The sequence below is a fragment of the Ochrobactrum sp. RH2CCR150 genome, assembly GCA_014138095.1.
GTDB lineage: Bacteria > Pseudomonadota > Alphaproteobacteria > Rhizobiales > Rhizobiaceae > Brucella > Brucella gambitense.
Window position 1 is genome coordinate 637804 of the sequence record JACGXE010000002.1, and the last position, 26035, is coordinate 663838.

The following is a 26035-nucleotide window of genomic DNA, read 5'->3' on the forward strand; positions in this document are numbered from 1 at the left end:
CCGATCACAGGATCGGCCATTTTGTCGTTGCTAAAGCAATCCGCCCTTGGACGAATATTGCTGGCGCTTGTTTTCGTACATCAGAAGATCGGCGCGCTTGGCAACGGCTTCGAGCGTTTCGCCCGGCGTCGTGGTTGCCGTGCCGATGGACAGGTTGAGCTGCAATTGCGAATAATACTGGTTGTTGATCTCAATCAGTCGCTTGATGTCTTCCACCATGGCTTCCGCGCCGCGCTCATCCACATAAGGCAACACGATTGCGAACTCGTCGCCGCCGATACGCGCGGCGTGGCCGGGCAGCTTGACGGCTTCGTTCAGCACTTCGCCGATACGGCGCAGCAATCCGTCGCCCGACGCATGCCCCCACAGGTCGTTGGCAGACTTGAGGCCGTTCAGATCAATGATGATGATGGAGACGGGCAGGTGGCCCTTGCGCTCCAGCCGGTTGAGTTCATCCACGTAGAAGGCGCGGTTGTGGAGCTTGGTCAGGACGTCGTGCTTGCCGAGATATTCCAGATAGGCTTCCGCTTTCTTGCGCGCGGTGATGTCTGTCAGCGCGACCTGTACCACTGACCAGTCGTTTTCGTGACCGGGCAGGACCGAGAATTGCAACAGAACATGGCGTTCGGTGCCATCCAGCGCGTAGTTGATCACTTCACGACGCTGGAACAGGATGCCGTTCCACAGGTCGATCAGCTGCTCGCGGAAATGCGCTTCCATCTCACCGCGCAGAATCTGCGGCAGGGATTGCAGCAGCGTCGGCTTGTCGGGCGCGAGGAAAAGCTCAAGCGTTTCATTGTTGATTTCCAGCACGCGAATTTCGCTCATGCACTGACGTACGAATTCTGGGTGCACATCGGTGAAAACGCGGAAATCAACAATGCCGCGCTGGCGCACATCGTCCATCAGTTCCTTGATGCGGCTGAAATCTTCGACCCACAGCGAAACAGGCGAATGTTCGAACAGGCCTTGCGCGTGGCGCTTGTGACGATCCTGCTCGCGCATTGCATTCTCGCGGGTCGTCACATCTTCAATCGACAGCAGGACGCGGTCCCAACTGTGCTCATGCCCCGGCAGAATGCGGCCCTTGAGCTGGATATCGATGCGGCGTCCAGCCAGCGAATAGTTGATCGTGTTGCTGTAGAACGTATCGGAACCGTTCCAAAGCTGCACCATCTCATCGATATGCGGCTCCAGCATATCTTCACGGAACACGCGTCCCAGATTGCCGACCAGATGGTCGATGTCGTTCGCTTCAAAGAGCGAGAGGGTTTTGCGATTGACCGCCAGAACCCGGATATGGCTCGTGCAGATGCGAAGACGGCCGGTGTCTTCGGTCAGAAAAGCCTTGAGGTCAGTAATGCCTTCTGACCGCCATGCATCGAACTGCTTGCGAAGACCGCTATAGTCTTCAAGCCAAAGGGAAATAGGAGCCAGATCAAAGATGCTGGCTTTGTCGTTCACGGCGGTCTCGATATTCATTAGGTTCCCGCTTTTAACGCCACGCTTTTGAGTGAGGCGGCAATAAAATATCAGGGGCGCCTTATATTATGAAAGAGTTGTCTAGACCAGCGGCTTTGAAGACACAGCGAAGCAATATTTATGACATCAAATAAGAAAAAGTCGTTCCTTTGTGAATGCAGGCGGTTTTGTCTTTGGCTGTCTTTCCCCGGGACAGAGCGCCGATCCGATCCGATCCGATCGAAACGCGCGCTAAAAGACTGCTGTTTGTGCATTTGCGCGTATTGAAATTGGCGATCGCCGTCACCATTCTGGTTTTTGCGCATTATTCGACGTCAAGCGTGGCCCAATCCCCTGGGGAGCAAATTTTAATGAGGTGTCTGGTATGAAGACCTGGAAACGGATCCATGAAACGCATTGAATTGATCATTGAGAACATCATTCTGGCCTCGCGCTGGCTGCTGGTGGTTTTCTATCTGGGCCTTGCCATTGCGCTGGCGATTTATGCCGTATCCTTCGCGGGTAAGCTGTTCGACTTTGCCACGAAAGTCACATCGCTGAACGACACCGATACGATCCTGAAAATACTGGGGCTGATCGACGCTGCGCTGATAGCCAGTCTTCTGGTGATGGTCGTCATCTCCGGCTATGAGAATTTTGTCAGCCGCTTTGATCAGGCAGGCGACGAAGTGCACTGGCTGGGCACAATCGATGCTGGTTCGCTGAAGATCAAGGTCGCATCGACGATTGTAGCCATCTCGTCGATCCATCTGTTGCAGATATTCCTGAATGCCACGACCTATACGTCGAACCAGCTGATGTGGTTCACGATCATCCATCTGGCCTTCGTCGTGTCGGCGTTGTTTCTCGCCTATATCGACAAGATCACCGTCAAGGACAAGAACAAGGGCGATGCCAAAGGAAAGATTGAGCCCAATATCTGAGCAGCCTTTGCAGCAATCAACGAACTGAAGAAGCCCGGCATTGCCGGGCTTTCTATTTTTCTTTTCTCTAATAAAGGCAATTTGATCCCAATCAATGAAATCAATCTGCTGGCATGGGTTGATAGCGCCGGGACGTGTTCCATATCGCCATGGGAATGCGTTGCATTGTCATTCATCAATCACTCAGGAAAGGATGAATCATGTCGGCTAACACCAAGGTTGCGCTCGTTACCGGTGCGGCACAGGGCATCGGTCGGGGTATTGCCCTTCGGCTGGCCAAGGATGGTTTCGATATCGCTCTGGTAGACCTCAAGGCGGACAAGCTCGAAGCTGTCAAAAAAGAGGTCGAAGCTTTGGGTCGCAAGGCGTCCACGTTCTCAGCCGATGTCAGCAAGCGCGACGATGTCTATGCCGCTATCGACCATGCGGAAAAGGAACTGGGCGGCTTCGACGTGATCGTCAACAATGCCGGTATCGCGCAGGTTCAGCCGATTGCCGATGTGAAGCCGGAAGAAGTTGAGCGCATTTTCCGCATCAACGTCGACGGTGTGCTCTGGGGCATTCAGGCTGCTGCCGCCAAGTTCAAGGCGCGCAAGCAGAAGGGCAAGATCATCAACGCCTCGTCCATTGCCGGTCATGACGGTTTTGCCATGCTTGGCGTTTATTCCGCGACGAAGTTCGCCGTGCGTGCGCTGACGCAGGCTGCGGCCAAGGAATATGCAAGCGCAGGCATTACCGTGAACGCCTACTGTCCGGGCATTGTGGGCACCGATATGTGGGTGGAAATCGACGAGCGCTTCTCCGAGATTACCGGCGCGCCGAAAGGTGAGACCTACAAGAAATATGTCGACGGCATTGCGCTCGGTCGCGCCCAGACACCGGACGATGTGGCATCCCTCGTTTCCTTCCTGGCGAGCGCGGATTCCGATTACATCACGGGTCAGGCCATCTTGACGGACGGCGGTATTGTCTATCGTTGATCATAACGACCGAGGATATCCCGCGCTTGTTTGCGCGGGGTATCTGTCATTTACCAGAATACGGCCTGTGTTAGACTGATCTTCCTCAAAGGAAAGGGCTGACCATGACACGTCTGACGGCAAAAGACTTCCCGCAGGAACTTCTCGAACTTTATGATTACTATGCGCATGGCAAGATCAGCAAACGCGAGTTTCTTGATCGGGCCGCAAAGTTCGCCATCGGTACGATGACGGCAACCGCCATATTGGCGTCGCTCAGCCCCAATTACGCCATGGCGCAGCAGGTTGAGTTTACCGATCCTGATATTCTGCCCGAATATATCACCTATCCTTCTCCGGAAGGGAACGGTGAGGTGCGCGCCTATCTCGTGCGCCCGGCCAAGGCTCAGGGCAAGGTTCCCGCTGTCGTGGTGGTGCATGAGAACCGTGGTCTCAACCCCTATATCGAGGATGTGGCGCGTCGCGTTGCCAAGGCGGGCTTCATTGCACTCGCACCGGATGGTCTCACTTCGGTCGGCGGATATCCCGGTAATGACGAAAAGGGCCGCGAGTTACAGCAGCAAGTTGACCCGACCAAGCTGATGAATGACTTCTTCGCTGCCGTCGATTTCATGATGAAAAGCGATTTGACTACCGGCAAGGTCGGGATTACCGGCTTTTGCTATGGTGGTGGCGTAGCAAATGCAGCAGCGGTCGCCTTTCCCGAACTGGCCGCGGCCGTGCCGTTCTATGGCCGCCAGCCGCCGGTTAGCGAGGTGCCGCGCATCAAGGCGCCGCTTCTGCTTCATTATGCAGAGCTGGATAAGGGGATCAATGAAGGCTGGCCCGCTTATGAAGAAGCCCTGAAACAGAACGGCAAGACCTACGAGGCCTATATTTATCCGGGCGTCAATCACGGCTTCCACAATGATTCAACGCCGCGTTATGACGAGGCTGCGGCGAAGCTCGCCTGGGACAGAACAATCGCCTGGTTCAAGCGCTATCTGGCGTGATCAGGATTTGGATCTGATTGCCTTGACGGCATGGACGATGCCGACAATGACGATCCCGATCAGAATGGCGAGCACGGCCTGCAGGAAAGAGGTTGCGATCCATTCGAGCGCACCGGCAAAGCTGCTGCCTTCGGTCGGCAGATGGGCGACGATGTTGTGGATGAATTCCTCGACACTGTGAATGCCGATTGATACCAGTCCGTGCACGATAATGCTGCCGCCAACCCAGAGCATGGCGACAGTGCCCACAGTGCTGAGCACTTTCAGCACGACTGGCATGCCCGCAACAAGGCCTTTGCCGAGCCGCTTGCCGAACTCGGTATGGGCATTGCGGGCAAGCGCGACACCCATGTCATCAATCTTGACGATAAAGCCGACAACGCCATAGACGGCGAAGGTGATCAGCACTGCGACACAGGCAAGGATTGCCGCCTGTGTGTAGATATTCGAAGGGGGCAGACCTGCGAGCGTGAGGGCCATGATTTCCGCCGACAGGATGAAATCAGTCCTGATAGCGCCGCTCACAGTTGTTGCTTCAATTTCCTTCGGAGTGGAGGCCATGGTCTCGGTGTTTTCCTCATCCTTATGGGGAATGAAGAACTCGACCAGCTTTTCAGTACCTTCGAAGGCAAGATAGGCGCCGCCGATCATCAGGAGCGGCATGATGAGGCCGGGTGCGAAATAGCTGAGGATCAGCGCCAGTGGCAGCAGAAAAATCAGCTTGTTGCGCAGCGATCCTTTGGTGATTTTCCAGATCACCGGCAATTCCCGTTCCGGCTTCAGGCCGACGACATATTTCGGCGTCACCGCCGTATCGTCGATCACAATGCCCGCCGCCTTGGCGCTGGCCTTTGCGGTTTGTCCTGCCACATCATCCAAAGAGGCCGCGGCCATTTTTGCGATTGCTGCCACGTCATCGAGAAGTGCGAACAAGCCGGACGCCATGGGAGGCCTTTCTTTGCCATTGCGATAGGGACTGGAGTGGTTCCGGTCAAAACGGAATCGTGAAACCGCTCCATCTATTTGTTTTTACGCATTGTCCTACGCAAAACCGCTACGCACTTTTGCTGGAAATGCTCTAGCTAAACTTTCTAAGGGCCCGGCGTCCATACCCTAATAGTCGGGGTCGTTTATTGTATTCCATCTGGAAACAATCTGTGTATGGTTGTCAATATATCCAGATGCATTCCGATCATTATATCTTGCTGCAACACAACAGGAGAGATCGCCATGCTTAATCAGATCAAAGGCCTCCATCACGTCACATCGCTGGCAGCAGACGCCCGTTCGAACAACAAGTTCTTTACGGATGTGCTTGGATTGCGCCGCGTCAAGAAGACCGTGAACTTCGATGATCCGAGTGTTTATCACCTTTATTACGGCGATGAAGTCGGTACGCCGGGTACGGTCATGACCTATTTCCCGTTCCCCGGTATCCAGCGCGGTCGCGATGGTACGGGTGAGGTGGGAACCACTGTGTTCGCAGTACCGCAAGGTTCGCTTGATTTCTGGAAGGATCGTTTCGCGCAGTCTGCCGTCAAAGTGGAATCGGAAGATGAAGCTTTCGGCGAAAAGCGCGTCTTCTTCCGCGGTCCGGAAGGCGACAGTTTCGCTCTGGTTGAGGTGAAGGACGATCCGCGCGAGCCCTGGGCGCATGAAGGCATCGATGCCGACCATGCCATTCGTGGCTTTCATTCGGTCTCAATGCGTTTGCGTGACGAGGGTGCGACATCCGAATTGCTCAACTATATGGGCTATCAAAAGCTGGATACGAAAGATGGTACCACCCGCCTCATCATGCCAGAAGGCAACGGGGCTGGCGTGATCGATCTTCAGACCTTGCCTTCTGTCGGACGCAACCAGCAGGGTGCTGGTTCAGTTCACCACGTCGCCTTTGCGGTCGAAAATCGCGAAAAGCAGCTCGAAGTCCGCAAGGCGCTGATGGATACCGGCTATAATGTAACGCCTGTGATCGACCGCGACTATTTCTGGGCGATCTATTTCCGCACGCCGGGCGGTGTTTTGTTCGAAGTGGCAACCAACGAACCCGGCTTTGATCGCGACGAGGATACCGCGCATCTGGGCGAAGCTCTGAAGCTGCCGTCACAACACCAGCATCTTCGTGCTTATCTCGAAGAGCATCTCGACAAGATTTAAGCACGCTTGAGGAGACCAATCATGACCGATCAGACTTACGTGCACCGGCTGAAGGCCGGTGCGGTTGGGGCGCCGCTGTTCATTGTCTTTCACGGCACGGGCGGCGATGAAAACCAGTTTTTTGGCTTGGCTGAACAGCTTTTACCGGAAGCGACGATCATTTCTCCGCGCGGTGACGTGTCGGAATTTGGTGCGGCTCGATTCTTCCGTCGGACGGGCGAGGGCGTCTACGATATGCAGGATCTTGCCCGCGCCACAGACAAGATGACCAGGTATATTGCCGCTCTGGTCGAAGACTATAAACCGTCAGAAGTGATTGCGCTTGGCTATTCCAACGGGGCCAACATCATGGCCAATCTCCTGATCGAGAAGGGCAGGATATTCGACAAGGCGGTGCTTCTGCATCCGCTGATCCCGTTCAAACCGGCGGATAATCTGGGCTTGGAAGGCACGCAAATCCTGATCACGGCTGGCCGTATGGACCCTATCTGCCCGCCGGATTTCACGGAAGCGCTGGCGCGCTACTTTGAAAGCCAGAAAGCCGACGTCAATCTCGTCTGGCATCCGGGCGGACATGAATTGCGCCAGACGGAACTGACCGCTGTTCAGGAATTCCTCGGCTGATATGTCGATCACCGCCATTCGTCAGGATGGCGGTGATTTCTGCATTCAGGCAACTCCAGATGCCGCACTTGATTTTAACAATATACATTATATGTAAGTGTATATTGAATTTGGAGTTGCCCTATGAACAGTGCCCCGGACACCAGCCCCGGCATGTCGCGCCAGCAGATGGAAAATCGCGCAGGCGAAGTCGCGGAATTGCTGCGCACCCTGTCGCATCCGGCCCGTCTGATGTTGGCCTGCGCGCTGGCGGAAAAAGAATATTCGGTCGGGGAACTGGAACAGGGGTTGGGCATTCGTCAGCCAACCTTGTCGCAGCAACTCAGTGTGCTGCGCGAATCCGGCATCGTCGAGACCCGGCGCGAAGCCAAGCAGATTTTCTATCGACTGACGGAAACCAAGGCGGCGCAGCTCATCGAGGCGCTGTATGGCATCTTCTGCCATAACGCTCCGAACGGAGCTTTGTCATGATGAGCTATCTTCAGTCACTGGTGGGCGGCATGCTTCTCGGTGCAGCCGCGATTTTTCTTTTGATCTTCAACGGTCGCATCGCCGGTATCAGCGGGATTGTCGGCCGGTTGCTGAATGGAAGCCAAATCGCGCTCAATGCAGCTTTCGTTCTTGGCCTCATTCTTGGACCTGTGGCCTATGCCGCCCTTTTCGGAAGCTTTCCTGCCACAACCATCGTGGCTTCCTGGCCGGTCATCATCGTGGCGGGGCTTCTGGTTGGCATCGGAACGCGCATGGGTTCCGGCTGTACATCTGGCCACGGTATCCTCGGCATGGCGCGCTTTTCCAAACGCTCTATCGCCGCGACGATCACCTTTCTGATTACAGGTGTTGCGGCGGCGACCCTCGCGGGAGTTCTTCTATGAACAGGTTTTCTTATTACCGGCTCGCGGCAGCGCTTTTCGCAGGCACGCTATTCGGGTTCGGATTGTCGCTTTCAGGCATGATCGAACCGTCACGCGTGCAGGGCTTTCTGAACATAGCGAGCGGTCACTGGGACCCCAGCCTTGCATTTGTGCTCGGCGGTGCGCTTCTGGTGGCAGTTCCGGGCGTGATGTTGCAACGCAGGCTGACAAAGCCGGTGCTGGACGACAGTTTTCAGCTGTCTGAAAAAACGCAGATCGACCGGCCTCTGCTGCTTGGCTCGGCGCTATTCGGGCTCGGCTGGGGACTGGCGGGGTTCTGCCCCGGACCTGCGGTCTCGGCCTTGTCTATCGGCTTGCCGCAGGTCTGGTTATTTGTGGCTGCCATGGCGGCAGGCATGATCATTCACGACAAGGTATTGAAGAGCTAAAGCCCACGCGCGATTACCAGCCGCTGAACTTCGCTCGTGCCTTCATAAATCTGGCAAACGCGCACATCGCGATAGATGCGCTCAACGGGATAGTCGGCAAGGTAGCCATAGCCGCCGTGAATCTGGATTGCGGCGGAACAGACTTCCTCCGCCATTTCAGACGCCACAAGCTTGGCCATAGACGCTTCTGTCAGGCAAGGCTTGCCTGCCTCACGCAAGGCTGCGGCGTGCAGAACCATCTGGCGCGCTGTTTCGATCTTCGTCGCCATATCGGCAAGGCGGAACGCAACGGCCTGATGCTCGGCAATCGGCTTGCCGAACGTGATGCGCTCTTTGGCATAGTCGCGGGCTGCTTCGAAAGCGGCACGCGCCATGCCGACGGCCTGTGCGGCGATGCCGATGCGCCCACCTTCAAGATTGGCAAGCGCAATTTTATAGCCTTCGCCTTCCGCACCCAGCCTGTTTTCGACCGGCACGCGCATATTGGTGAAAGCCAGTGCGCAGGTGTCGGACGAATGCTGGCCGAGCTTGTGTTCGACCGTCATGACCTCATAGCCTGGCGTGTCGGTTGGCACGATAAAGGCTGAAATGCCCTTTTTGCCTGCCGCCGGGTCGGTAACCGCAAAAACAATCACCACACTGCCGTTCTTGCCGGAGGTGATGAACTGTTTGGAGCCGTCGATCACATAATGATCGCCATCGAGCCGCGCGCGGGTTTTCAGGGCCGACGCATCGGACCCGGCCTGCGGCTCCGTCAACGCAAAGCCGCCAATCCATTCACCCGATGCCATCTTGGGCAGAAAGCGACGCTTTTGATCTTCTGTGCCGAAACGCAGGATTGGCACGCAGCCAACGGAGGAATGCACGGAAACAATGGTCGAACAGGCGCCATCGCCAGCTGCGATTTCTTCCAGAGCCAGGGCATAGGCGACCATGCCGAGGTCCGAACCGCCCCATTCTTCCGGCACCAGCATGCCGAGAAAGCCAAGCTCGCCCATTTCGGTCAGTTCGGCACGCGGGAAGGCATGTTCCCGGTCACGCTTTGCTGCACCCGGCGCAAGACGCTCCTGTGCAAAATCGCGGACTGCGTCGCGGATCTGCTCCTGCGTATCGGTCAGAAGCATCACACGATCCTTTCAATGCCGATGGAGGTGGCTTCCCCGCCGCCAAGGCAGATGCCAGCAACGCCGCGCTTCAGACCATGCGTTTCCAGTGCGGCAAGCAGCGTCACCAGAATGCGCGCGCCGGAAGCGCCGATGGGGTGGCCGAGCGCGCAAGCGCCGCCATGGATATTGACCTTGTCATGCGGCAGGTCGAGATCGCGCATGGCCGCCATGGCAACAACCGCGAAAGCCTCGTTGATCTCGAACAGATCGACATCCTTGAGGTTCCAGCCGATTTTTTCCGAAAGCTTGTTGATTGCACCAATAGGCGCAGTGGCGAAAAGGTTTGGCTTGTCGGCATAGGTGGCATGGCCGACAAGCACAGCGCGCGGGGTCAGGCCGCGCTTCTCCGCTTCCGATGCGCGCATCAGTACGAGAGCGGCAGCGCCATCGGAAATCGATGATGAATTGGCCGCCGTTACCGTGCCGCCATCGCGGAACGCGGGGCGCAGTGAGGGGATCTTGTCGAGCTTCGCCTTGCCGGGCTGTTCGTCAATTGAAACCTGAAGGTCGGCGCGGCCTGATTTCACGGTGACGGGGGTGATCTCTGCCGCAAACAGACCGTCTTTAATGGCCTTCTGGGCGCGAGTCAGCGAAGCGATGGCGAATTCGTCCTGCGCTTCACGAGTGAACTGATAGGCTTCTGCGCAATCTTCCGCAAAAGTACCCATCAGGCGACCCTTGTCATAGGCGTCCTCAAGCCCGTCGAGGAACATATGATCGAGTATCTGGCCGTGGCCCATGCGATAGCCGCCACGAGCCTTGGGCAGCAGGTATGGCGCATTGGTCATGCTTTCCATGCCGCCCGAAACGATCACATCTACTGAACCGGCCAGCAGAAGATCATGCGCCAGCATGGTGGCCTTCATGCCCGAACCGCACATTTTGTTGACGGTCGTGGCGCCGGTCGAAAGAGGCAGTCCGGCCTTGATCGAAGCCTGACGCGCCGGGGCTTGTCCCTGACCTGCTGGCAGGACACAGCCCATGAAAACTTCTTCGACGGCCTCCGGTGCAAGACCGGCACCGGCCAGCGCGCCGCTGATTGCAGCTGCGCCGAGATCGGTCGCCAGTGCGCCGGAAAAGTCGCCCTGAAAGCCGCCCATGGGCGTGCGGGTTGCACCGACAATGACAATAGGATCGCTGTTGGACATGATCGTTCCTCGCTTCCTGATGATTGGTTTACTTCGCAGCCATGCGCAGCGCACCGTCGAGACGGATGACTTCGCCGTTGAGCATCTGGTTTTCCGCAATGTGGCGCACGAGCGCTGCATATTCAGCCGGGCGTCCAAGACGCGACGGGAACGGCACCGATGCGCCGAGCGCGTCCTGCACTTCCTGCGGCATGCCTGCCATCATCGGCGTCTCGAAGATGCCGGGCGCAATCGTCATGACGCGGATGCCATGGCGCGCCAGTTCACGCGCGACGGGCAAGGTCATGGCTGCAACGCCGCCTTTCGAGGCGGAATAGGCCGCTTGACCGATCTGGCCGTCAAAGGCGGCAACCGAGGCGGTGTTGATAATCAACCCGCGTTCGCCGCCGTCACCCGGCTCATTCTTCGCCATGGCTTCGGCTGCCAGTCGCAGCATGTTGAACGTGCCGATCAGATTGATCGAAATGGTGCGCGCAAAGCTGTCGAACTTGTGTGGACCTTCGCGACCCAGCACCTTTTCGCCTGGTGCAACGCCTGCACAATTGACGAGCGCATCGATGCGGCCAAAGGCTTTGAGCGCGGCCGTGATGGCTGCCTGTCCATCCGCTTCGCTCGTAACGTCGGTGCGCTGGAAAATAGCGGATGCGCCAAGCGCTTTCGCTGCCGCTTCACCCGCCGCAGCATTGACATCGAGAAGTGCGACCTTGCCGCCAGCTTCGACAACCATCCTGGCCACAGCCGCGCCGAGGCCGGAACCTGCGCCGGTGATCAGAAATACCCGATCTTGAATCTGCATAATGTTACCTCAGGCTTTTGTCTGTTGCTGTTTGTCGATTTCCGCCTTGCGCAGCAGAAAGCGCTGGATTTTTCCGCTTGGCGTTTTCGGGAGTTCACTGACGAAATCGATCTCCCGCGGATAGGCATGGGCGGAAAGCCGCTTCTTCACATGTTGCGCCAGCTCTTCGGCAAGCGCGGGCGTGCCTTCATGACCGGGTGCGAGAATGACGAATGCCTTGACGATTTCCGTACGCTGTGGATCGGGAACGCCGACGACTGCCGCCTCATTGACCGCCGGATGTTCGAGCAGGGCGCTTTCGACATCGAACGGTCCGATGCGATAACCGGATGAGGTGATGACATCGTCAGCGCGGCCGATGAAGCTGACGGACCCGTCGTCTTCGAATTCCACCGTATCGCCGGTGCGATAATAGCCGCCCGCAATGGCTGGTGTTTCCTGTTTGTAATAACCGGAGAACCAGAGCAGCGGTGATTTTGCGATATCGATAGAGAGGATACCCGGCTTGTTGGGGCCGAGTTCATTTCCGGCTTCATCCAGAACAGCGACGCGATAACCCGGCATGGCATAGCCCGCCGAACCCTGACGCACCGAATGTTCAAGGCCGTGATGGTTGTTGACTACCATACCGAGTTCGGTCTGGCCGTAATGGTCATGGATCGGCGCGCCAAGATTGGCATCAAACCAGCGGATCACTTCCGGATTGAGCGGCTCGCCCGCGCTGGAAACAACACGCAGGCGCCCCTTGAGGCGTGCCGCTGCTTCCGGGCCTGCCGCCATCAGCAGGCGGAAAGCGGTTGGCGAACCGGCCAGACTGGTCACGCCCAGACGTTCGATGATGTCGTAGGTGCTTTCGGCGTTGAAGCCGCCTTCGTAAAGCGTGGTGGCAATGCCAAGTTGCAGCGGGCCGGTCACGGCATAGTAAAGCCCGTAAGCCCAGCCCGGATCGGCAATATTCCAGAAGATGTCGTCGGAACGCAGGCCCACGGCTTCGCGCATATAGGCGCCGAAAGCGAGCAGCGCGAAGAGCGGAACCGGCACGCCCTTTGGCAAGCCCGCCGTCCCGGAGGTCGACATCATCATGAACAGATCGTCGCCCTTGCGCATGACGGGCGGGCAATCGGTGGAGGCTGCAGCAAGGGCTGCGCGGAAATCGATATCACCGGCGGGTGCCGTCTCGCCGGGGGCGAGTATCGTTGCGACCTGCGGGCAGTTTTCGACTTCATCCAGCTTGCTGCGATTGGCAAGATTGGTGACGACCAGTTTCGCGTCGCTTGTCTTGAGACGATGGTCGATCGCCTTGGGGCCGAAAGCGGTGAAGAGCGGCTGATAAACTGCGCCGATGCGCCATGCACCGAGAATTGTTGCAACCAGCTCCGGTGTACGATGCAGCAGCCCGGCAACGACATCACCAGCGCCGATACCTGCATCCTTCAGCACATTACCGACCTTTGCGGAGAGATCGCGCAGTTCTTCAAAGGAGAGTTCGGTCAGCTGGCCATCGGCGGAAATCGCGCGCAGCGCCACCCGGTTCTCACCGACATAACGGTCGCAGCATTCAACGCAGCCATTGAGGCCGGTGTCGGGATTGCCCACGAGCTGTGTGATGGCTTGATCGAGTTCAAACTTTGCCACGGCGTCATCATAACGCACATGCTGCGTGAAAGCAGACGCTTCAGTCATTCCGGTATTCCTCCCAGACTTCTCACCGCAACTCCAACTCCTCTTGGAACGCTGCGATAGTGAGGTTAATCGCTCAATCATTGCAAACAATGACATTAGAGGTCTTAATTGATGATCGTTTTTGCAATATAGCTTAGTCCATGGAACGCCATAATATCACGCCCGGCTTCGTTGAGGACGCTCTGGAAAGCGTGCGCCATCGGGGCATCGACACCGCGCCACTGATGGCCGCAGTCGGTTTGCCGGACAGGTTGACCGAGCCGGTCACGAATATCCAATATGGCCGCCTGTGGTGGCTGATCGCCGAAACCATCGATGATGAGTTTTTCGGTCTGGCAGCGCGCCCGATGCGGCCCGGCAGCTTCAATCTGCTCTGTCATGCCGTCCTGCATGCGGGCACACTGGAGCGCGCCTTGCGCCGTGCCTTGCAGTTCCTGAATGTCGTGCTGGACGATCCGCGTGGCGAATTGCGCATTCGCGACGGCATGGCGCATGTCGTGCTGACGGATGCGGGCCCGCCGCGCCCGGCCTTTGCTTATCGCGCTTACTGGCTCATCCTGATGGGTGTGGCTTGCTGGCTGGTGGGGCGACGCATCCCGTTGCGAACGCTCGATTTTGCTTGTCCCGCGCCAGAGGATCGGCAGGATTATCGAAAATTCTTCGGTGCGCCGGTGCTGTTTGATCAACCTGTAACTCGGCTGGTTTTCGATTCATCCTACCTTGCTCTGCCGATCATCCGCAGCGATGTGGCGCTGGAAAGTTTTCTGCGCGAGGCCCCGGCCAATATCCTGATCCGTTATCGTCACGACCACGATATATCCTCGCGGGTTCGGGCGCATCTGAGCCACGCTCCCGCGCAGGAATGGCCCTCGTTTGAGGATATAGCCATTCAGTTGAAAATGTCCGCGCCGACGCTGCGGCGCAGGCTGAAAGCCGAAGGACAGAGCTTTGGCACAATCAAGGACGAGTTACGCTTCAAAACGGCCCAACAGCTTTTGACCGAGGACAGGCTGACAGTGGCGGAAGTGGCTGCCGAACTCGGCTATAGCGAGCCCAGCGCATTCTACCGCGCCTTTCAGAAATGGATGGGACGCAGCCCCGGCACATTCCGGAAAATCGAGCCCTCCGAATGAGGACTGGCTGATGCAGGCTGATCAGCATTAACTTTTTTGCGAGCTAGAGCGTTAATATCTGTACCCGGCGGTTCTCCGGTGTTAAAGCACCCGCGCAACAAGAACTGGCGGCCTCCCACCGCGCAAGCAGCTGACGTGCGTGAAAATATCGTATTGACGACAGATTTGGCTTCATTCATGTCGTAATCCGACCGTTTGCTGTTCCAGCCTGGAAACCCTGACAATGACCGAACGTCTTTCTTTCGCCCGTGATCGCATCAATGTTCTTCTTCTCGAAGGCATCAACCCGACTGCCGTCGAATACTTCAAATCATCCGGCTACACCAATGTCACGCACCTGCCCAAAGCGCTGGACAAAGCCGATCTGATCGAAGCGATTTCGCATGCGCATATTATCGGCATCCGCTCGCGCACGCAGCTGACCGAAGAGATTTTCGCTGCAGCGAACCGTCTGGTGGCTGTCGGCTGCTTTTCTGTCGGCACCAATCAGGTCGATCTGAAAGCTGCCCGCAAGCGCGGTATCCCGGTTTTCAATGCGCCGTTCTCCAACACGCGCTCCGTCGCTGAACTGGTGATCGGCGAGATCATCATGCTGATGCGTCGCATTTTCTCGCGTTCGGTATCGGCGCATGCCGGTGGCTGGGACAAGACGGCGACCGGCAGCCGCGAAGTGCGTGGCAAGACGCTCGGTATCATCGGTTATGGCAATATCGGCTCGCAGGTTGGTAATCTGGCTGAAAGCCTCGGCATGACCGTTCGTTACTACGACACGTCAGACAAGCTGCAATATGGCAATGTGAAGCCAACGGCGAGCCTTGATGAGCTGCTGAAGATTTCCGATGTCGTCAGCCTGCATGTTCCGTCGAACAAGTCCACGTCCAAGCTGATTACCGAAGCCAAGTTGCGCAAGATGAAGAAGGGCGCCTTCCTCATCAACAATGCGCGCGGCACGGTCGTCGATCTGGATGCGCTGGCCAAGGTTCTGCAGGAAGGTCACCTTGCCGGTGCAGCTATCGACGTGTTCCCGGTCGAGCCTGCTTCCAACAACGACAAGTTCGTTTCGCCAATTCAGGGTATCGAAAATGTCATTCTGACGCCACATATCGGCGGTTCGACGGAAGAAGCGCAAGAGCGCATCGGTATCGAAGTCACCCGCAAGCTGATCGAATATTCCGATGTCGGCTCGACGCTCGGCGCTGTAAACTTCCCGCAGGTTCAGCTGCCGCCACGTCCGACTGGCACGCGCTTCATGCATGTGCATGAAAATCGTCCGGGTATCCTCAATAGCCTGATGAACATTTTCTCCACGCACGGCATCAACATCGCCAGCCAGTTTCTTCAGACGGACGGCGAAGTCGGTTACCTCGTTATGGAAGCTGACGGTGTGGGCGAAGCCAGCGATGACATCTTGAATGCCATGCGCGAAATCCCCGGCACGATCCGCGCACGCCTGCTGTACTAACAGCCAAAACAGCTGTTTTAATTCTATGACGGCGTACCCCGGTGCGCCGTCATATTCGTTTCAAGAAACTGTTATATATGCCCGACAAATAAGGATTTTTCGGCATGCAGTTCTTGAAGACATTTGAGCTTTTCCCTTTTCTCGACACGGTTATCAGCCTGACGGCGGCATTTATTTTCGGCACGCTGATCGGTGCTGAACGTCAATATCGCCAGCGCACGGCTGGTCTGCGCACCAACGCTCTCGTGGCGCTTGGTGCTGCTGCCTTTGTCGATCTCGCAATGCGCATTGCCGGTGCGCCCGAGGCCACCCGTGTAATCTCTTACGTTGTTTCGGGCGTCGGCTTTCTGGGTGCGGGCGTCATCATGAAAGAGGGCATGAATGTGCGCGGCTTGAATACAGCCGCGACACTCTGGTGCTCGGCGGCTGTCGGTGCTTGCGCGGGAACCGATATGGTTGCCGAGGCAGCGTTGCTGACGGCTTTCGTCCTGTTCGGCAACACGCTTCTGCGTCACCTCGTCAATCTCATCAACCGTATACCGATCAATGAGCGCGCTTCGGAGCAGACTTATGAGGTGCGTGTCATCGCTTCGCACGAGGGGATGGAAGAAATACGCGAACTACTGGTCGAAAGGCTGGAAGATGCAAAATATCCCGTCAGCGACGTGGAGATAACTGATCGCAACGCAAAAACGGTTGAGATACTGGCGACATTGGTCAGCACTTCCATCGATCCGCATGAAATCGAGGCGGTGACTGCCTTGATGGAAAAGCAGAACGGCGTTTTCTATGCGGGCTGGGAAGGCAGTTCGAAGGACTGACCGACGCCAAAGCTGTTCGATTATCGGTCAATGCGCGTGGAAAGCACAATGGACGACATGGTGCGTTCCACGCCTTCCAGCGCGCCGATCCTGTCGAGAACTGCATCCAGTTCCTGAATGGACGGTGCTTCCACCACGACAATCATGTCGAAATGGCCGCTGACGGAATGCAGTGTCCGTACGGTCATCATGCCGCGTAGCGCGGTCTCGACCTTTGGAGCAAGTTTGGGCAGCGCCGTTACCAGCACATGGGCGCGCACGAGATCGCGCTCGAATTCCGGTGCGATTCGAACGGTATAGCCCTCGATGACGCCCTGCTTTTCCAGCTTTTCGATGCGGCTTTGCACGGTCGTTCGCGAGACGCCAAGACGTCTGGCAAGCTCGGCTGTGGAGGCTCGGGCGTTTTCACGGAGGAGAGCGATGAGATTCAGGTCTGCATTTGTCGGCATAGTGCATAATTATTACGGCATAATGCGTAAATAAACAACGTCATATCGTCGGTTCATACGCTTCTTTTTGCGCGAGACTGTGCGATTCTTGTTCATCGAATTGCATTCCAGTGGAACCAGAAAGGCCAAGGGGAAAACATATGAAACAGATCGTTGTCGTCGGCGCAGGTAAAATCGGTGCAACCATTGCCGATCTTCTGGCTTCCACGGGCGAATATGACGTCACCGTCGTCGATCGTTCGCAGGCACAGCTCGATGCGCTGGAAGCCGGCGCTGCAGTCAAGACGCAGGCGCTCGACATCGAAGACGCCAAGGCGCTTGAAGCTGCCCTTACCGGCAAGTTTGCCGTGCTCAGTGCTGCTCCGTTCCATCTGACCACCCGTATTGCTGAAGCTGCTGCCAAGGCAGGCGTTCACTATCTCGACCTGACCGAAGACGTTGCCAGCACGCGCCGCGTGAAGGAACTGGCCCAGGAAGCCAAGACGGCCTTCATCCCGCAGTGCGGCCTGGCCCCGGGCTTCATCTCCATCGTTGCCTATGATCTGGCCAAGCGTTTCGACAAGCTCGACAGCGTTCGCATGCGCGTCGGCGCTCTGCCGCAGTATCCGTCCAATGCTCTCAACTATAACCTGACCTGGAGCACCGACGGCGTCATCAATGAATATATCGAGCCTTGCGAAGCCATCGTGAATGGCGAGCTGTCGGAAGTTCCGGCTCTGGAAGAGCGCGAAGAGTTCTCGCTCGACGGCGTGACCTATGAAGCGTTCAATACCTCAGGCGGTCTCGGCACTCTGTGCGAAACGCTTGAAGGCAAGGTGCGGACGCTTAACTACCGCACGATCCGCTATCCGGGCCACGTTGCGCTCATGAAGGCGCTTCTGAACGATCTCGGCCTGCGTCATCGCCGCGAAGTCCTCAAGGACATCTTCGAAAACGCGCTGCCGACCACGCTTCAGGACGTTGTCGTGATCTTTGTGACCGTTTCCGGCACGAAGAATGGCCGTCTGGTTCAAGAAACCTACGCAAACAAGGTGTATGCTGCTCAGGTTGGCAAAATCGTCCGTTCCGGCATCCAGATCACCACGGCTTCGGCCATTTGCGCGGTGCTCGACATGCTGGCCAAGGGCGATCTGCCGCAGAAAGGCTTCATTCGTCAGGAAGACATCACGCTGGAAGCATTCCTAGCGAACCGCTTCGGTAAGGCCTACGCACAGGACGACCATTCCACGCGTCTGGTTGCCTGATTTTATGGGCTGACAAATTGGGGCCTGTCGCGCTTTGGCGCGGCGGGCCCTTTCGTGCTTCTGGCCATGGGGGCTGCCTCCAGGGCTTAGAGAAACGGGCGAATACTCGCCTCATGCAACGGCGCTCCGGTCAATAGCCGGAATTGCGCAGGACTATGAAACAGGGAAATCATGTTGAAATCAGTTTTGCTGGCCGGTCTGGCCACTGTCGTTATCGCCTTGCCGGTTCAGGCCAAGGAATGGAAGGAAATCCGTATCGCCAGTGAAGGCGCATATCCTCCGTTCAATTACATGTCGCCTGAAGGCAAGCTCGTTGGCTTCGATCTCGATATCGCCAATGCGCTGTGCGAAGCCATGGAAGCCAAGTGCACGGTCGTCGCCAATGATTGGGATGGCATGATCCCCGGCCTGCAGGCCAACAAGTTTGATGCGGTGATCGCGTCGATGGCTATCACGCCGGAGCGCGAGCAGCAGGTTGCCTTCACCGAGCGCTATTACACGACCCCGCTTGCGGTTGTTGTGCCGAAGGATTCGGACCTTACCTCGCTTGAGCCATCTGCATTCAGCGGCAAGACCGTCGGTGCGCAGGCAGGCACCACGCAGGGCAATTATGCCGATGACGTTTATGGCAAGGCTGGCGCTGACGTGAAGCTCTATCCGACCGCCGACGAAGCCAATGCCGATCTGGAAAGCGGTCGCGTTGATGCGATAGCAGCCGACAAATTCCTCGCCGCCGACTGGCTGAAGAAGCAGGGCGCTGATTGCTGCAAGTTCCTGGGCGACATTCCGGGTTCGGAAACGAAAATCGCCGTGGCGCTGCGCAAGGGCGATGACGATCTGCGCGAACAGTTCAATGCCGCGATCAAGAAAATTCGCGAAAACGGCACCTACGATACGATCCGTCAGAAGTACTTCGATTTCGACATCTATTGATCGCAAAATATCATCGGACGCCGTCAAAACGCCACTTGATGTTGGCGGCGTCCGGTGCTTCAGTCACACTGAAGCGGATGGGGTTCGCGCGCTGCACTAAACAGCGGATCTCCGCCGGGGCTAACTAAAGCAGTCAACAAAAATAAGCATTTAAGGGGAAACCATCATGCTGAAATCGATCCTTGCCGCTGGCCTTTTTGCCGGTCTTTCCACTGTCGTCGCAGTTCTGCCAGCGCAGGCGAAGGAATGGAAGGAAATCCGCATCGCGACCGAAGGTGCATATCCGCCCTTCAATTTCGTCGCTGCTGACGGCTCTCTTCAAGGGCTGGATGTCGAGATTGGAAATGCGCTCTGCGCTGCCATGCAGGCCAAGTGCACAATCGTCGCCAATGATTGGGACGGCATGATCCCCGGCCTGAAGGCGAATAAGTTCGATGCGGTTCTCGCTTCCATGAGCATCACCGAAGAGCGCAAGAAGCAGGTTGCGTTTACGGACAAGTATTATTCGACGCCGCTTGCTGTCGCTGTTCCGAAGGATAGCCCGATCAAGTCGGTCGACGTCGACGCGATGAAGGGCAAGACACTCGGCGCGCAGGGCTCCACGACGCAGGCGACCTATGCCGAAGACGTCTATGCCAAGGGCGGTGCCGAAGCCAAGCTTTACCCGACGGCCGATGAAGCCAATGCCGACCTCAAGAGCGGTCGTCTGGATGCTGTCGTGTCGGACAAATTCCCACTCGTCGATTGGCTTAAGGCTGACGGCGCTGATTGCTGCAAACTGCTCGGCGATATTCCGGGAACGGAAACCGCAGCAGGCATTGCCGTCCGTCAGGAAGACAACGATCTGCGCGAACAGCTCAATGCTGCGATCAAGAAAATCCGCGACGACGGCACCTATGCCACCATCGTGAAGAAGTATTTCGACTTCGACATTTATTGATCCCTACGAGCAGTAGACTTTGCTGCAAGCAGAAACGCGCCAGCTGACCGCTGGCGCGTATTGTAATGAGAATGCCGGAAATACCGATGCAAAATCAGGATATTATCGTTCTAGGCGCTGGCATTGTCGGCGTTTCGGCTGCGCTTCATTTGCAGGCGCGCGGACGCTCCGTCTGTCTGATCGACAAGGGGGAGCCGGGGCAGGGAACGAGTTTCGGCAATGCGGGGCTGATCGAACGCTCCAGTGTCATTCCCTATTCCTTTCCGCAAGGTTTCGGCAAACTGCTGCGCTACGCCACGAACCTGCGCACCGATGTTCGCTATTCTCCGTTTTATGTTCCTCGCATAGCGCGCTGGCTTTTCCGCTACTGGCGGGAATCGTCGCCAGAACGTCTGGAGATTGCCGCACAGGCCATGCTGCCGCTGATCGAAGCAAGCGTGCATGAGCATGATACTCTGATTGCCGAAGCGGGATGCGAAAAACTCATTCGCAAACAAGGCTGGATGCAGGTTTACCGCAACCAGTCCGCTTTCGATGCCGCAGTGCGTCGTCTCCCCAATTTGCAGCGCTTCAATCTTGCCTATGACATTCTGGATGCCGGAGCTTTGCGCGCGCGTGAAACCGCATTGGGCGAAGTTGCAGGTGGCATCCACTGGCTCGACCCGAAAACCGTCGTTAATCCCGCTGGACTTGTGCAGGCCTATGCTGATTTGTTCATCGCGCGCGGCGGCAGATTTGTGCATGGCGACGCTGCAACGCTGACGCAGAACGGCGACAGCTGGCAGGTCGCGACGCAGGAGGGGCCGGTCAAGGCACGCGACGTTGTCGTGGCGCTTGGGCCTCAGTCTGCGCTCATTTTCCGGCGCTTCGGCTATCCGATACCCCTCGGCATTAAACGCGGCCATCACCTGCATTTCGCGATGCGCAACAACACGCGGCTGGGCCATACAGTGGTGGATGAGGAAGCCGGTTATGTTTTGGCGCCGATGGTGCAGGGCGTGCGGCTGACCACCGGGATCGAATTCGCATCGCCTTTGGCTGCGGCCAATCGCATCCAGCTCGGAAAGACGGAGAAGATTGCGCGCCGTCTGGTGCCGCAGCTCGGCGAGCCGGTGGATAGCACGCCGTGGCTCGGTCTGCGTCCATGCCTGCCAGACATGCGCCCTGTGATCGGCCGGGCACCGCGACACAAGGGATTGTGGTTTGATTTCGGTCACGCCCATCACGGTTTGACGCTGGGGCCTGCAAGCGGACGGCTTATTGCGGAAATGATGACAGGCGAGAAAACCTATATCGATCCGACACCATATTCGGTAGAGCGGTTCCTGTAATCGTTGAATATTTTGTGACAGGGTTGTCAGAGGCGGTGAAGCGGGGCTATCACTTCACCCCTCACATCACTCCGCATTTCTGCGGGCCAATTGATCCGGAAAATCCTCGTGAAAAAGAAGTCCTTGGGCCGTACAGGCCTCTCTGTCACCGAAATTTGCCTCGGAACCATGACCTGGGGTGTGCAGAACACCGAAGCCGATGCTTATGAGCAGCTGGATATTGCTGTCGATGCCGGCATCAACTTCATCGATACGGCGGAAGGCTATGCCATACCGATGAGCGCCGAAAGCTACGGCAAGACCGAGACCTATATCGGCAACTGGTTCAAGGCTTCGGGCAAGCGCGACAAAGTCATCCTCGCCAGCAAGATTGCGGGCGGCGGTCGTCAGGAGTGGATTCGCGGTGGTGCGCGCCCGAGCCGCGCCAGCGTGCGCGAAGCGGTTGAGAACAGCCTGAAGCGCCTCCAGACCGATCACATCGATCTCTACCAGATTCACTGGCCAATGCGTTCGCATTACCATTTTGGACAGGGCTGGAATTTCGATTTCAGCAAAAATGATGCGAAGTCGGAATTGCAGCACATGCACGACACTTTGCTCGGCCTCGACGATATGGTTCGCGAAGGCAAGATCCGGCATGTTGGCCTTTCCAACGAAACCGCTTGGGGAACAATGCGCTGGCTGCGAATGGCTGAAGAAGAAGGCCTGCCACGCATGGCGTCGATCCAGAACGAGTATGGACTTCTGCAACGCCAGTTCGATTTCGATATGGCTGAAGTGTCGCTGGCGGAAGATGTCGGCCTGCTGGCCTATTCGACACTGGCCGCAGGCGTGCTGACGGGTAAATATCTCGGTGGCAATGTGCCCGCCGGTTCGCGTGCAGCAGTGACCGATGGCGGCCTGTGGCGCGACAATTCCCATTCGGAACCGGTCGTTCGCGCCTATATCGATGTCGCCAACAAGCACGGCCTCGATATTGCGCAGATGGGTATTGCCTTCTCGCTGACCCGTCCGTTCATGACCTCGGTGATTATCGGAGCCACGACTGTCGAACAGCTGAAGACAGATATTGCCGCCCATGAGCTGAAACTGTCGGACGAGGTACTGGCTGATATTGCGGATGTTTATCGCAACAATCCGCGCCCGCTCTGATCTCATTCAGTGCTGCTGAACTTGAAAGGCCCGCCATTGAATGGCGGGTTTTTTCATGGATTTATCCCGCCAGATAAATCTCGTTTTTGACGATCCACTGGTCGATCGGGGTCATATTGGAAGAGCTGACGATAACCATGCGGTCAAAACGCAGCATCCGACCAGACAGTGCGACTGAAAGCCGTTTCATTTCGTCGTGTTTTTCCGGCGTATCCGGCACACCATAGGCAAGAGACACGTGCGGGACGAAACTCGCCAGATCGTCCATGCCCGAAATGCCGATTGTATCCCGCTTCAAATCCATCAACGGCGGCGTTTTCTCCAGCGCGGCATAGAATGAACGGAAATAGGCCTCCGTCGACGTTATGCCTTCGATCCTGATATCCAGCGGCTTGCGCCCCATCGCAAGGCTGAGGATCAAGGGCTGCAATTCTTCAGCCGAACGCTCCATATCCGGGATCAATGTCGCATGCGGTTCGAAGACCGGGGTGTCGAAACGCAGCGCCAGATCGCGCACGATCGTTTCGAGAAACTGAAGGTCGCCACGCGCCGGGCGCAGCCAGACGGAATGAAATGTCATGTGGTCAGGCACCCTTTGCGCCCTTGGCATAGTCCGTTTTCAGTGGTCGCACGCTGCCGCGCAAAATGAGCGGCATATCAAGTACAACTCTTTGCGGCGGCTCATTGGGTGCATTCTCACGTTCATCGAGCAAACGAACGATTTCCGCCGACAGGCGCTCGGCATTCTGGTCGAATGTCGTCAGGCGGTACGCGCCCCAGCGCGCCTCGGCCACATTGTCGAAGCCGATGATCGAAAGATCGTCGGGAATGCTGAGATTATACACATCGCGCGCGCAGTCCATCAGGCCGAACGCCATCAGATCATTGACACAAAGCACAGCCTCGACACGGTCCTTGTCACCGAGCAGCAAGGAACCGGCGGCGAACCCGCTGTCATAATCGGTCAATTCGCCACGCTGGATGACCACGGGGAGGCCGAGGCTGTTTGCCTTTGTCACAAATGCCTGTTCGCGTTCGACAAGGCTGTGACTGCCGACATTGGATGTAATCAGGCCGAGTCTTTTGAAGCCGCGTGCCGCGAAAACATCAACAGCCGTTTCCGCCGCGAGCTTGTTATTGGCGTGGACGTGGTCTGCTCCAGCCTCTGTTCTGCCGACAAGAATGAGCGGCTGGCCATTTCGCTGCGCCAGTTCCACGAAAGACGAGGACGGCATGCCCGATAGAACCACCGTTGCTTCCGCCCGATAACGCAACAGCGCCTCGTGGGCGGCAGATAGGTTTTCCCCGTGCTGGCCGGTCGGGATCAGCACCGGCACATTGCCGCGCGCCGCAAGGCGTCTGGAAAGGGTAGCGATCTGACGGGCACGAAAAGGACTGTCGGGATCTGCGGCGATCATGCCGACAATGCGGCTGCGATGGGCGAGCAGCCCGCGAGCAAGATCGTTCACCTGATAGCCGAGCTTTTCCGCGGCCTTCAGCACTTTTTCGCGGGTTGCAGCCGAAACGCTTGCACCCGGCGTGAAGGTGCGCGACACGGCAGAACGCGAAACGCCTGCCTCCTGCGCCACTTCATGGGCACTGATGAAGCGTGGGCCAGTACTGGCATCGTTATCTTGCTGAGCCATTTCTAGCGTCCCACTTTGGAGAGAACATCGGCGCGGAGGAACCGCTCGACAACGAACATGAATGCAATGGACGGCACAAGCAGTATCAGCGCACTGATCGATGCAATCTGATAATTGCCGCCGGAGCTTGCCGTATAGAGCAAGAGCGGCAGAGTGGAAACGTCTGGCGCGCCTACGAAATAGGTGCCGGTAAACTCGTCCAGCGATTCCAGGAAGACGAAGATCGCGCTTGCCAGCAATCCCGGTGCCGCGATTGGCAATGTGATGTCGAAGAAGGTTTTCAGCGCAGATGCGCCCATGGAACGTGCGGCTTCTTCAAGCTCGCTGTCGATAGCCGAGAAGGCGGCGGTTGCGATCCAGACTGCATAGACGAGACCATGGGTAACATGTACCAGCACCACGCCGAAAACCGTGCCGTTAAGGCCGAACGAATAGAACATCTGCGCGATGTTCACATAGACCGGCAGGTTCGGAAAGGCCTGCGGGATCAGTAGCGTCAGCAGGATCAATCCGCGAAACGGCAGTTTCAGCCTCGCCAGCGCATAGCCGGCGGGAATGGCCAGACCAAGTGAGACGATCACCGTGAGGATCGCGATCAGCACACTGGTTCCAAGCGACGACAGTGCATTGCCGCGCGGCGAGAACACATTGGCCCAGAAGGAAAAACCGTATTGCAGTGGGAATGTGTGCGGAAAATACCAGCGTTCCGCCACGGCCCAAAGGAGAAGGTTGGCCAGCGGGCCGAAGATTGCGAAGGCCAGAAGCCCAAGGACGATACCGCGCGGAATCCAGCGCCAATCGAAAACGGTACTCATTTGCCGTGCTCCTTCATGGTCTGGCGCAGATAGATCCACGCCACCAGACTGGTCATCAGCAGCGAGATCGTGCCGAGTGCGTTGGCTACCCCGTAATCGCCATAGGCGTTGATGCGGAAGGCCATATTGGCGGTGATCATGGTAGGCGATTGCGCGTTGATCATCAGCGGCACGGACAGCACCGACATCATGGTCACAAAGCTCAAGATAAGGCCCACGAGCAGCGTCTGTCGCACTTGGGGCAGAACAATCTCGATCAGGATGCGCAAACGTCCTGCACCCAGATTGCGGGCGGATTCGATGGTGCTTCTGTCGAGCGACGCCATGGCGCCGGCCAGAAGCAGAGTGACGAAGGGTGTCTGTTTCCAGACGAAGGCAATGGTAATGCCGCGCCAGTCAAGAAAACTCATCGCTTGCAATGGCGTCAATATGCCGGTTTCGAACAGGAGGCTGTTCATCAGACCGTTCTTGGCGAGAAAGGTGCGCAATATCTGGCCGACGACGATAAACGGAATGAACAAAGGCCAGCGATAGAGCCACCGCAGCACGGCGACCGCACGCGGATTGGAACCCAGCGTCAGATAACCGCCGATAGCGATGGAAAACAGCGCGATCAGGACTGACGACAGCACGACGATCAGCAATGTGAACAGAATGTCGCTTGAATAAAGCTCGAATGTCTTGGTGAAATTGCCGAAACCCCACTCGCCGGAAACATAGAATGCCCCGGTGAGGGCGCCGAAAAGCGGCACGATGAACAATACTACAACGATCGCCATTGCGGGGGCGACCAGCAGCAAACCTGTCAGTCTTGGCGACATTCGAGACCTCATGAAAATGATGGAATACCGGATG

27 protein-coding genes are annotated in these 26035 nt (G+C 57.1%); 16 read left to right on the forward strand and 11 right to left on the reverse strand.

The window, feature by feature from the left end:
- Positions 1–30: 30 nt before the first annotated feature.
- The gene (locus FHW03_RS06570) at positions 31–1482 is read right to left on the reverse strand and encodes a GGDEF domain-containing protein (protein ID WP_182519886.1); all 1452 of its coding nucleotides are present in this window, start codon (positions 1480–1482) and stop codon (positions 31–33) included.
- 386 nt (positions 1483–1868) lie between these two features.
- Here FHW03_RS06570 and FHW03_RS06575 point away from each other — a divergent pair, with 386 nt between their 5' ends.
- From FHW03_RS06575 to yghX, 3 genes are all read left to right on the forward strand, one after another.
- Positions 1869–2405, forward strand: coding sequence for a TIGR00645 family protein (locus FHW03_RS06575; RefSeq protein WP_182519887.1), 537 nt, complete (start codon positions 1869–1871; stop codon positions 2403–2405).
- A 200-nt stretch (positions 2406–2605) separates the two neighbouring features.
- Positions 2606–3385 (forward strand): acetoin reductase, encoded by a 780-nt coding sequence (locus FHW03_RS06580; RefSeq protein ID WP_182519888.1) that lies wholly within the window; start codon positions 2606–2608, stop codon positions 3383–3385.
- A gap of 104 nt (positions 3386–3489) precedes the next feature.
- The gene (yghX, locus tag FHW03_RS06585; RefSeq protein WP_182519889.1) at positions 3490–4377 is read left to right on the forward strand and encodes a YghX family hydrolase; all 888 of its coding nucleotides are present in this window, start codon (positions 3490–3492) and stop codon (positions 4375–4377) included.
- Here yghX and FHW03_RS06590 read toward each other — a convergent pair whose 3' ends face one another.
- On the reverse strand, positions 4378–5322 hold the full coding sequence (locus tag FHW03_RS06590; protein ID WP_182519890.1) for a DUF808 domain-containing protein: 945 nt from the start codon (positions 5320–5322) through the stop codon (positions 4378–4380). It abuts the gene before it with no gap.
- 285 nt (positions 5323–5607) lie between these two features.
- Here FHW03_RS06590 and FHW03_RS06595 point away from each other — a divergent pair, with 285 nt between their 5' ends.
- The 5 genes from FHW03_RS06595 (at position 5608) to FHW03_RS06615 (ending at position 8461) form a co-directional block, all read left to right on the forward strand.
- The gene (locus FHW03_RS06595; protein WP_182519891.1) at positions 5608–6534 is read left to right on the forward strand and encodes a VOC family protein; all 927 of its coding nucleotides are present in this window, start codon (positions 5608–5610) and stop codon (positions 6532–6534) included.
- Positions 6535–6555: 21 nt separating this feature from the next.
- On the forward strand, positions 6556–7158 hold the full coding sequence (locus tag FHW03_RS06600; RefSeq protein WP_182519892.1) for an alpha/beta hydrolase: 603 nt from the start codon (positions 6556–6558) through the stop codon (positions 7156–7158).
- A 123-nt stretch (positions 7159–7281) separates the two neighbouring features.
- Positions 7282–7629 carry a sulfite-sensing transcriptional repressor BigR gene (bigR, locus tag FHW03_RS06605; protein ID WP_182519893.1) on the forward strand — a complete coding sequence of 116 codons (348 nt, stop codon included), beginning with the start codon at positions 7282–7284 and terminating at the stop codon, positions 7627–7629.
- A complete protein-coding gene (locus FHW03_RS06610; RefSeq protein WP_182519894.1) occupies positions 7626–8033 on the forward strand; it encodes a YeeE/YedE family protein in 408 nt (135 codons plus the stop codon). Before bigR ends, FHW03_RS06610 begins: the two co-directional genes overlap by 4 nt.
- Entirely contained in the window at positions 8030–8461 is a 432-nt protein-coding gene (locus tag FHW03_RS06615; protein ID WP_182519895.1) for a YeeE/YedE family protein, read from the forward strand. The genes FHW03_RS06610 and FHW03_RS06615 overlap by 4 nt, the downstream gene beginning before the upstream one ends.
- Here the strand turns inward: FHW03_RS06615 and FHW03_RS06620 are convergent.
- From FHW03_RS06620 to FHW03_RS06635, 4 genes are read right to left on the reverse strand one after another with little or no spacing between them, the layout of a single operon-like run.
- Complete coding sequence (locus FHW03_RS06620; protein WP_182519896.1) at positions 8458–9585, reverse strand: acyl-CoA dehydrogenase family protein; 1128 nt, start codon at positions 9583–9585, stop codon at positions 8458–8460. The two genes, FHW03_RS06615 and FHW03_RS06620, sit on opposite strands and share 4 nt — an antisense overlap.
- Complete coding sequence (locus FHW03_RS06625; RefSeq protein ID WP_182519897.1) at positions 9585–10775, reverse strand: acetyl-CoA C-acyltransferase; 1191 nt, start codon at positions 10773–10775, stop codon at positions 9585–9587. The genes FHW03_RS06620 and FHW03_RS06625 overlap by 1 nt, the downstream gene beginning before the upstream one ends.
- 28 nt (positions 10776–10803) lie before the next feature.
- Entirely contained in the window at positions 10804–11571 is a 768-nt protein-coding gene (locus FHW03_RS06630) for a 3-hydroxyacyl-CoA dehydrogenase (RefSeq protein WP_182519898.1), read from the reverse strand.
- 9 nt (positions 11572–11580) lie between these two features.
- Positions 11581–13254, reverse strand: a complete 1674-nt coding sequence (locus FHW03_RS06635) for an acyl-CoA synthetase (protein ID WP_182519899.1) — start codon at positions 13252–13254, stop codon at positions 11581–11583.
- Positions 13255–13394: 140 nt separating this feature from the next.
- Here FHW03_RS06635 and FHW03_RS06640 point away from each other — a divergent pair, with 140 nt between their 5' ends.
- From FHW03_RS06640 to FHW03_RS06650, 3 genes are all read left to right on the forward strand, one after another.
- Positions 13395–14387 (forward strand): AraC family transcriptional regulator, encoded by a 993-nt coding sequence (locus tag FHW03_RS06640; RefSeq protein WP_182519900.1) that lies wholly within the window; start codon positions 13395–13397, stop codon positions 14385–14387.
- A 223-nt stretch (positions 14388–14610) separates the two neighbouring features.
- Positions 14611–15849: a phosphoglycerate dehydrogenase gene (gene serA / locus FHW03_RS06645; protein ID WP_182519901.1), complete on the forward strand. Its 1239-nt coding sequence runs from the start codon at positions 14611–14613 to the stop codon at positions 15847–15849.
- A gap of 104 nt (positions 15850–15953) precedes the next feature.
- Positions 15954–16670, forward strand: a complete 717-nt coding sequence (locus tag FHW03_RS06650; protein WP_182519902.1) for an MgtC/SapB family protein — start codon at positions 15954–15956, stop codon at positions 16668–16670.
- Positions 16671–16690: 20 nt separating this feature from the next.
- Here the strand turns inward: FHW03_RS06650 and FHW03_RS06655 are convergent, their stop codons facing one another.
- Complete coding sequence (locus FHW03_RS06655) at positions 16691–17119, reverse strand: Lrp/AsnC family transcriptional regulator (RefSeq protein WP_078336932.1); 429 nt, start codon at positions 17117–17119, stop codon at positions 16691–16693.
- Positions 17120–17259: 140 nt separating this feature from the next.
- Here FHW03_RS06655 and FHW03_RS06660 point away from each other — a divergent pair, with 140 nt between their 5' ends.
- From FHW03_RS06660 to FHW03_RS06680, 5 genes are all read left to right on the forward strand, one after another.
- Entirely contained in the window at positions 17260–18363 is a 1104-nt protein-coding gene (locus FHW03_RS06660) for a saccharopine dehydrogenase family protein (protein WP_182519903.1), read from the forward strand.
- 171 nt (positions 18364–18534) lie between these two features.
- A complete protein-coding gene (locus FHW03_RS06665; RefSeq protein ID WP_182519904.1) occupies positions 18535–19296 on the forward strand; it encodes an ABC transporter substrate-binding protein in 762 nt (253 codons plus the stop codon).
- A 178-nt stretch (positions 19297–19474) separates the two neighbouring features.
- A complete protein-coding gene (locus tag FHW03_RS06670) occupies positions 19475–20236 on the forward strand; it encodes an ABC transporter substrate-binding protein (RefSeq protein ID WP_377514367.1) in 762 nt (253 codons plus the stop codon).
- Positions 20237–20316: 80 nt separating this feature from the next.
- Positions 20317–21567 (forward strand): FAD-dependent oxidoreductase, encoded by a 1251-nt coding sequence (locus FHW03_RS06675; protein ID WP_182520069.1) that lies wholly within the window; start codon positions 20317–20319, stop codon positions 21565–21567.
- Positions 21568–21675: 108 nt separating this feature from the next.
- The gene (locus tag FHW03_RS06680; protein ID WP_182519906.1) at positions 21676–22719 is read left to right on the forward strand and encodes an aldo/keto reductase; all 1044 of its coding nucleotides are present in this window, start codon (positions 21676–21678) and stop codon (positions 22717–22719) included.
- 61 nt (positions 22720–22780) lie between these two features.
- On the opposite strand, the gene FHW03_RS06685 is transcribed toward FHW03_RS06680, so the two are convergent.
- The 4 genes from FHW03_RS06685 to FHW03_RS06700 are packed head-to-tail and all read right to left on the reverse strand — an operon-like array spanning position 22781 to position 26001.
- Entirely contained in the window at positions 22781–23299 is a 519-nt protein-coding gene (locus FHW03_RS06685; protein WP_182519907.1) for a 2'-5' RNA ligase family protein, read from the reverse strand.
- 4 nt (positions 23300–23303) lie between these two features.
- On the reverse strand, positions 23304–24365 hold the full coding sequence (locus FHW03_RS06690; protein ID WP_182519908.1) for a LacI family DNA-binding transcriptional regulator: 1062 nt from the start codon (positions 24363–24365) through the stop codon (positions 23304–23306).
- Positions 24366–24367: 2 nt separating this feature from the next.
- On the reverse strand, positions 24368–25180 hold the full coding sequence (locus FHW03_RS06695; protein ID WP_182519909.1) for an ABC transporter permease subunit: 813 nt from the start codon (positions 25178–25180) through the stop codon (positions 24368–24370).
- On the reverse strand, positions 25177–26001 hold the full coding sequence (locus FHW03_RS06700; protein WP_182519910.1) for an ABC transporter permease subunit: 825 nt from the start codon (positions 25999–26001) through the stop codon (positions 25177–25179). The genes FHW03_RS06695 and FHW03_RS06700 overlap by 4 nt, the downstream gene beginning before the upstream one ends.
- Between the last annotated feature and the right edge of the window lie 34 nt (positions 26002–26035).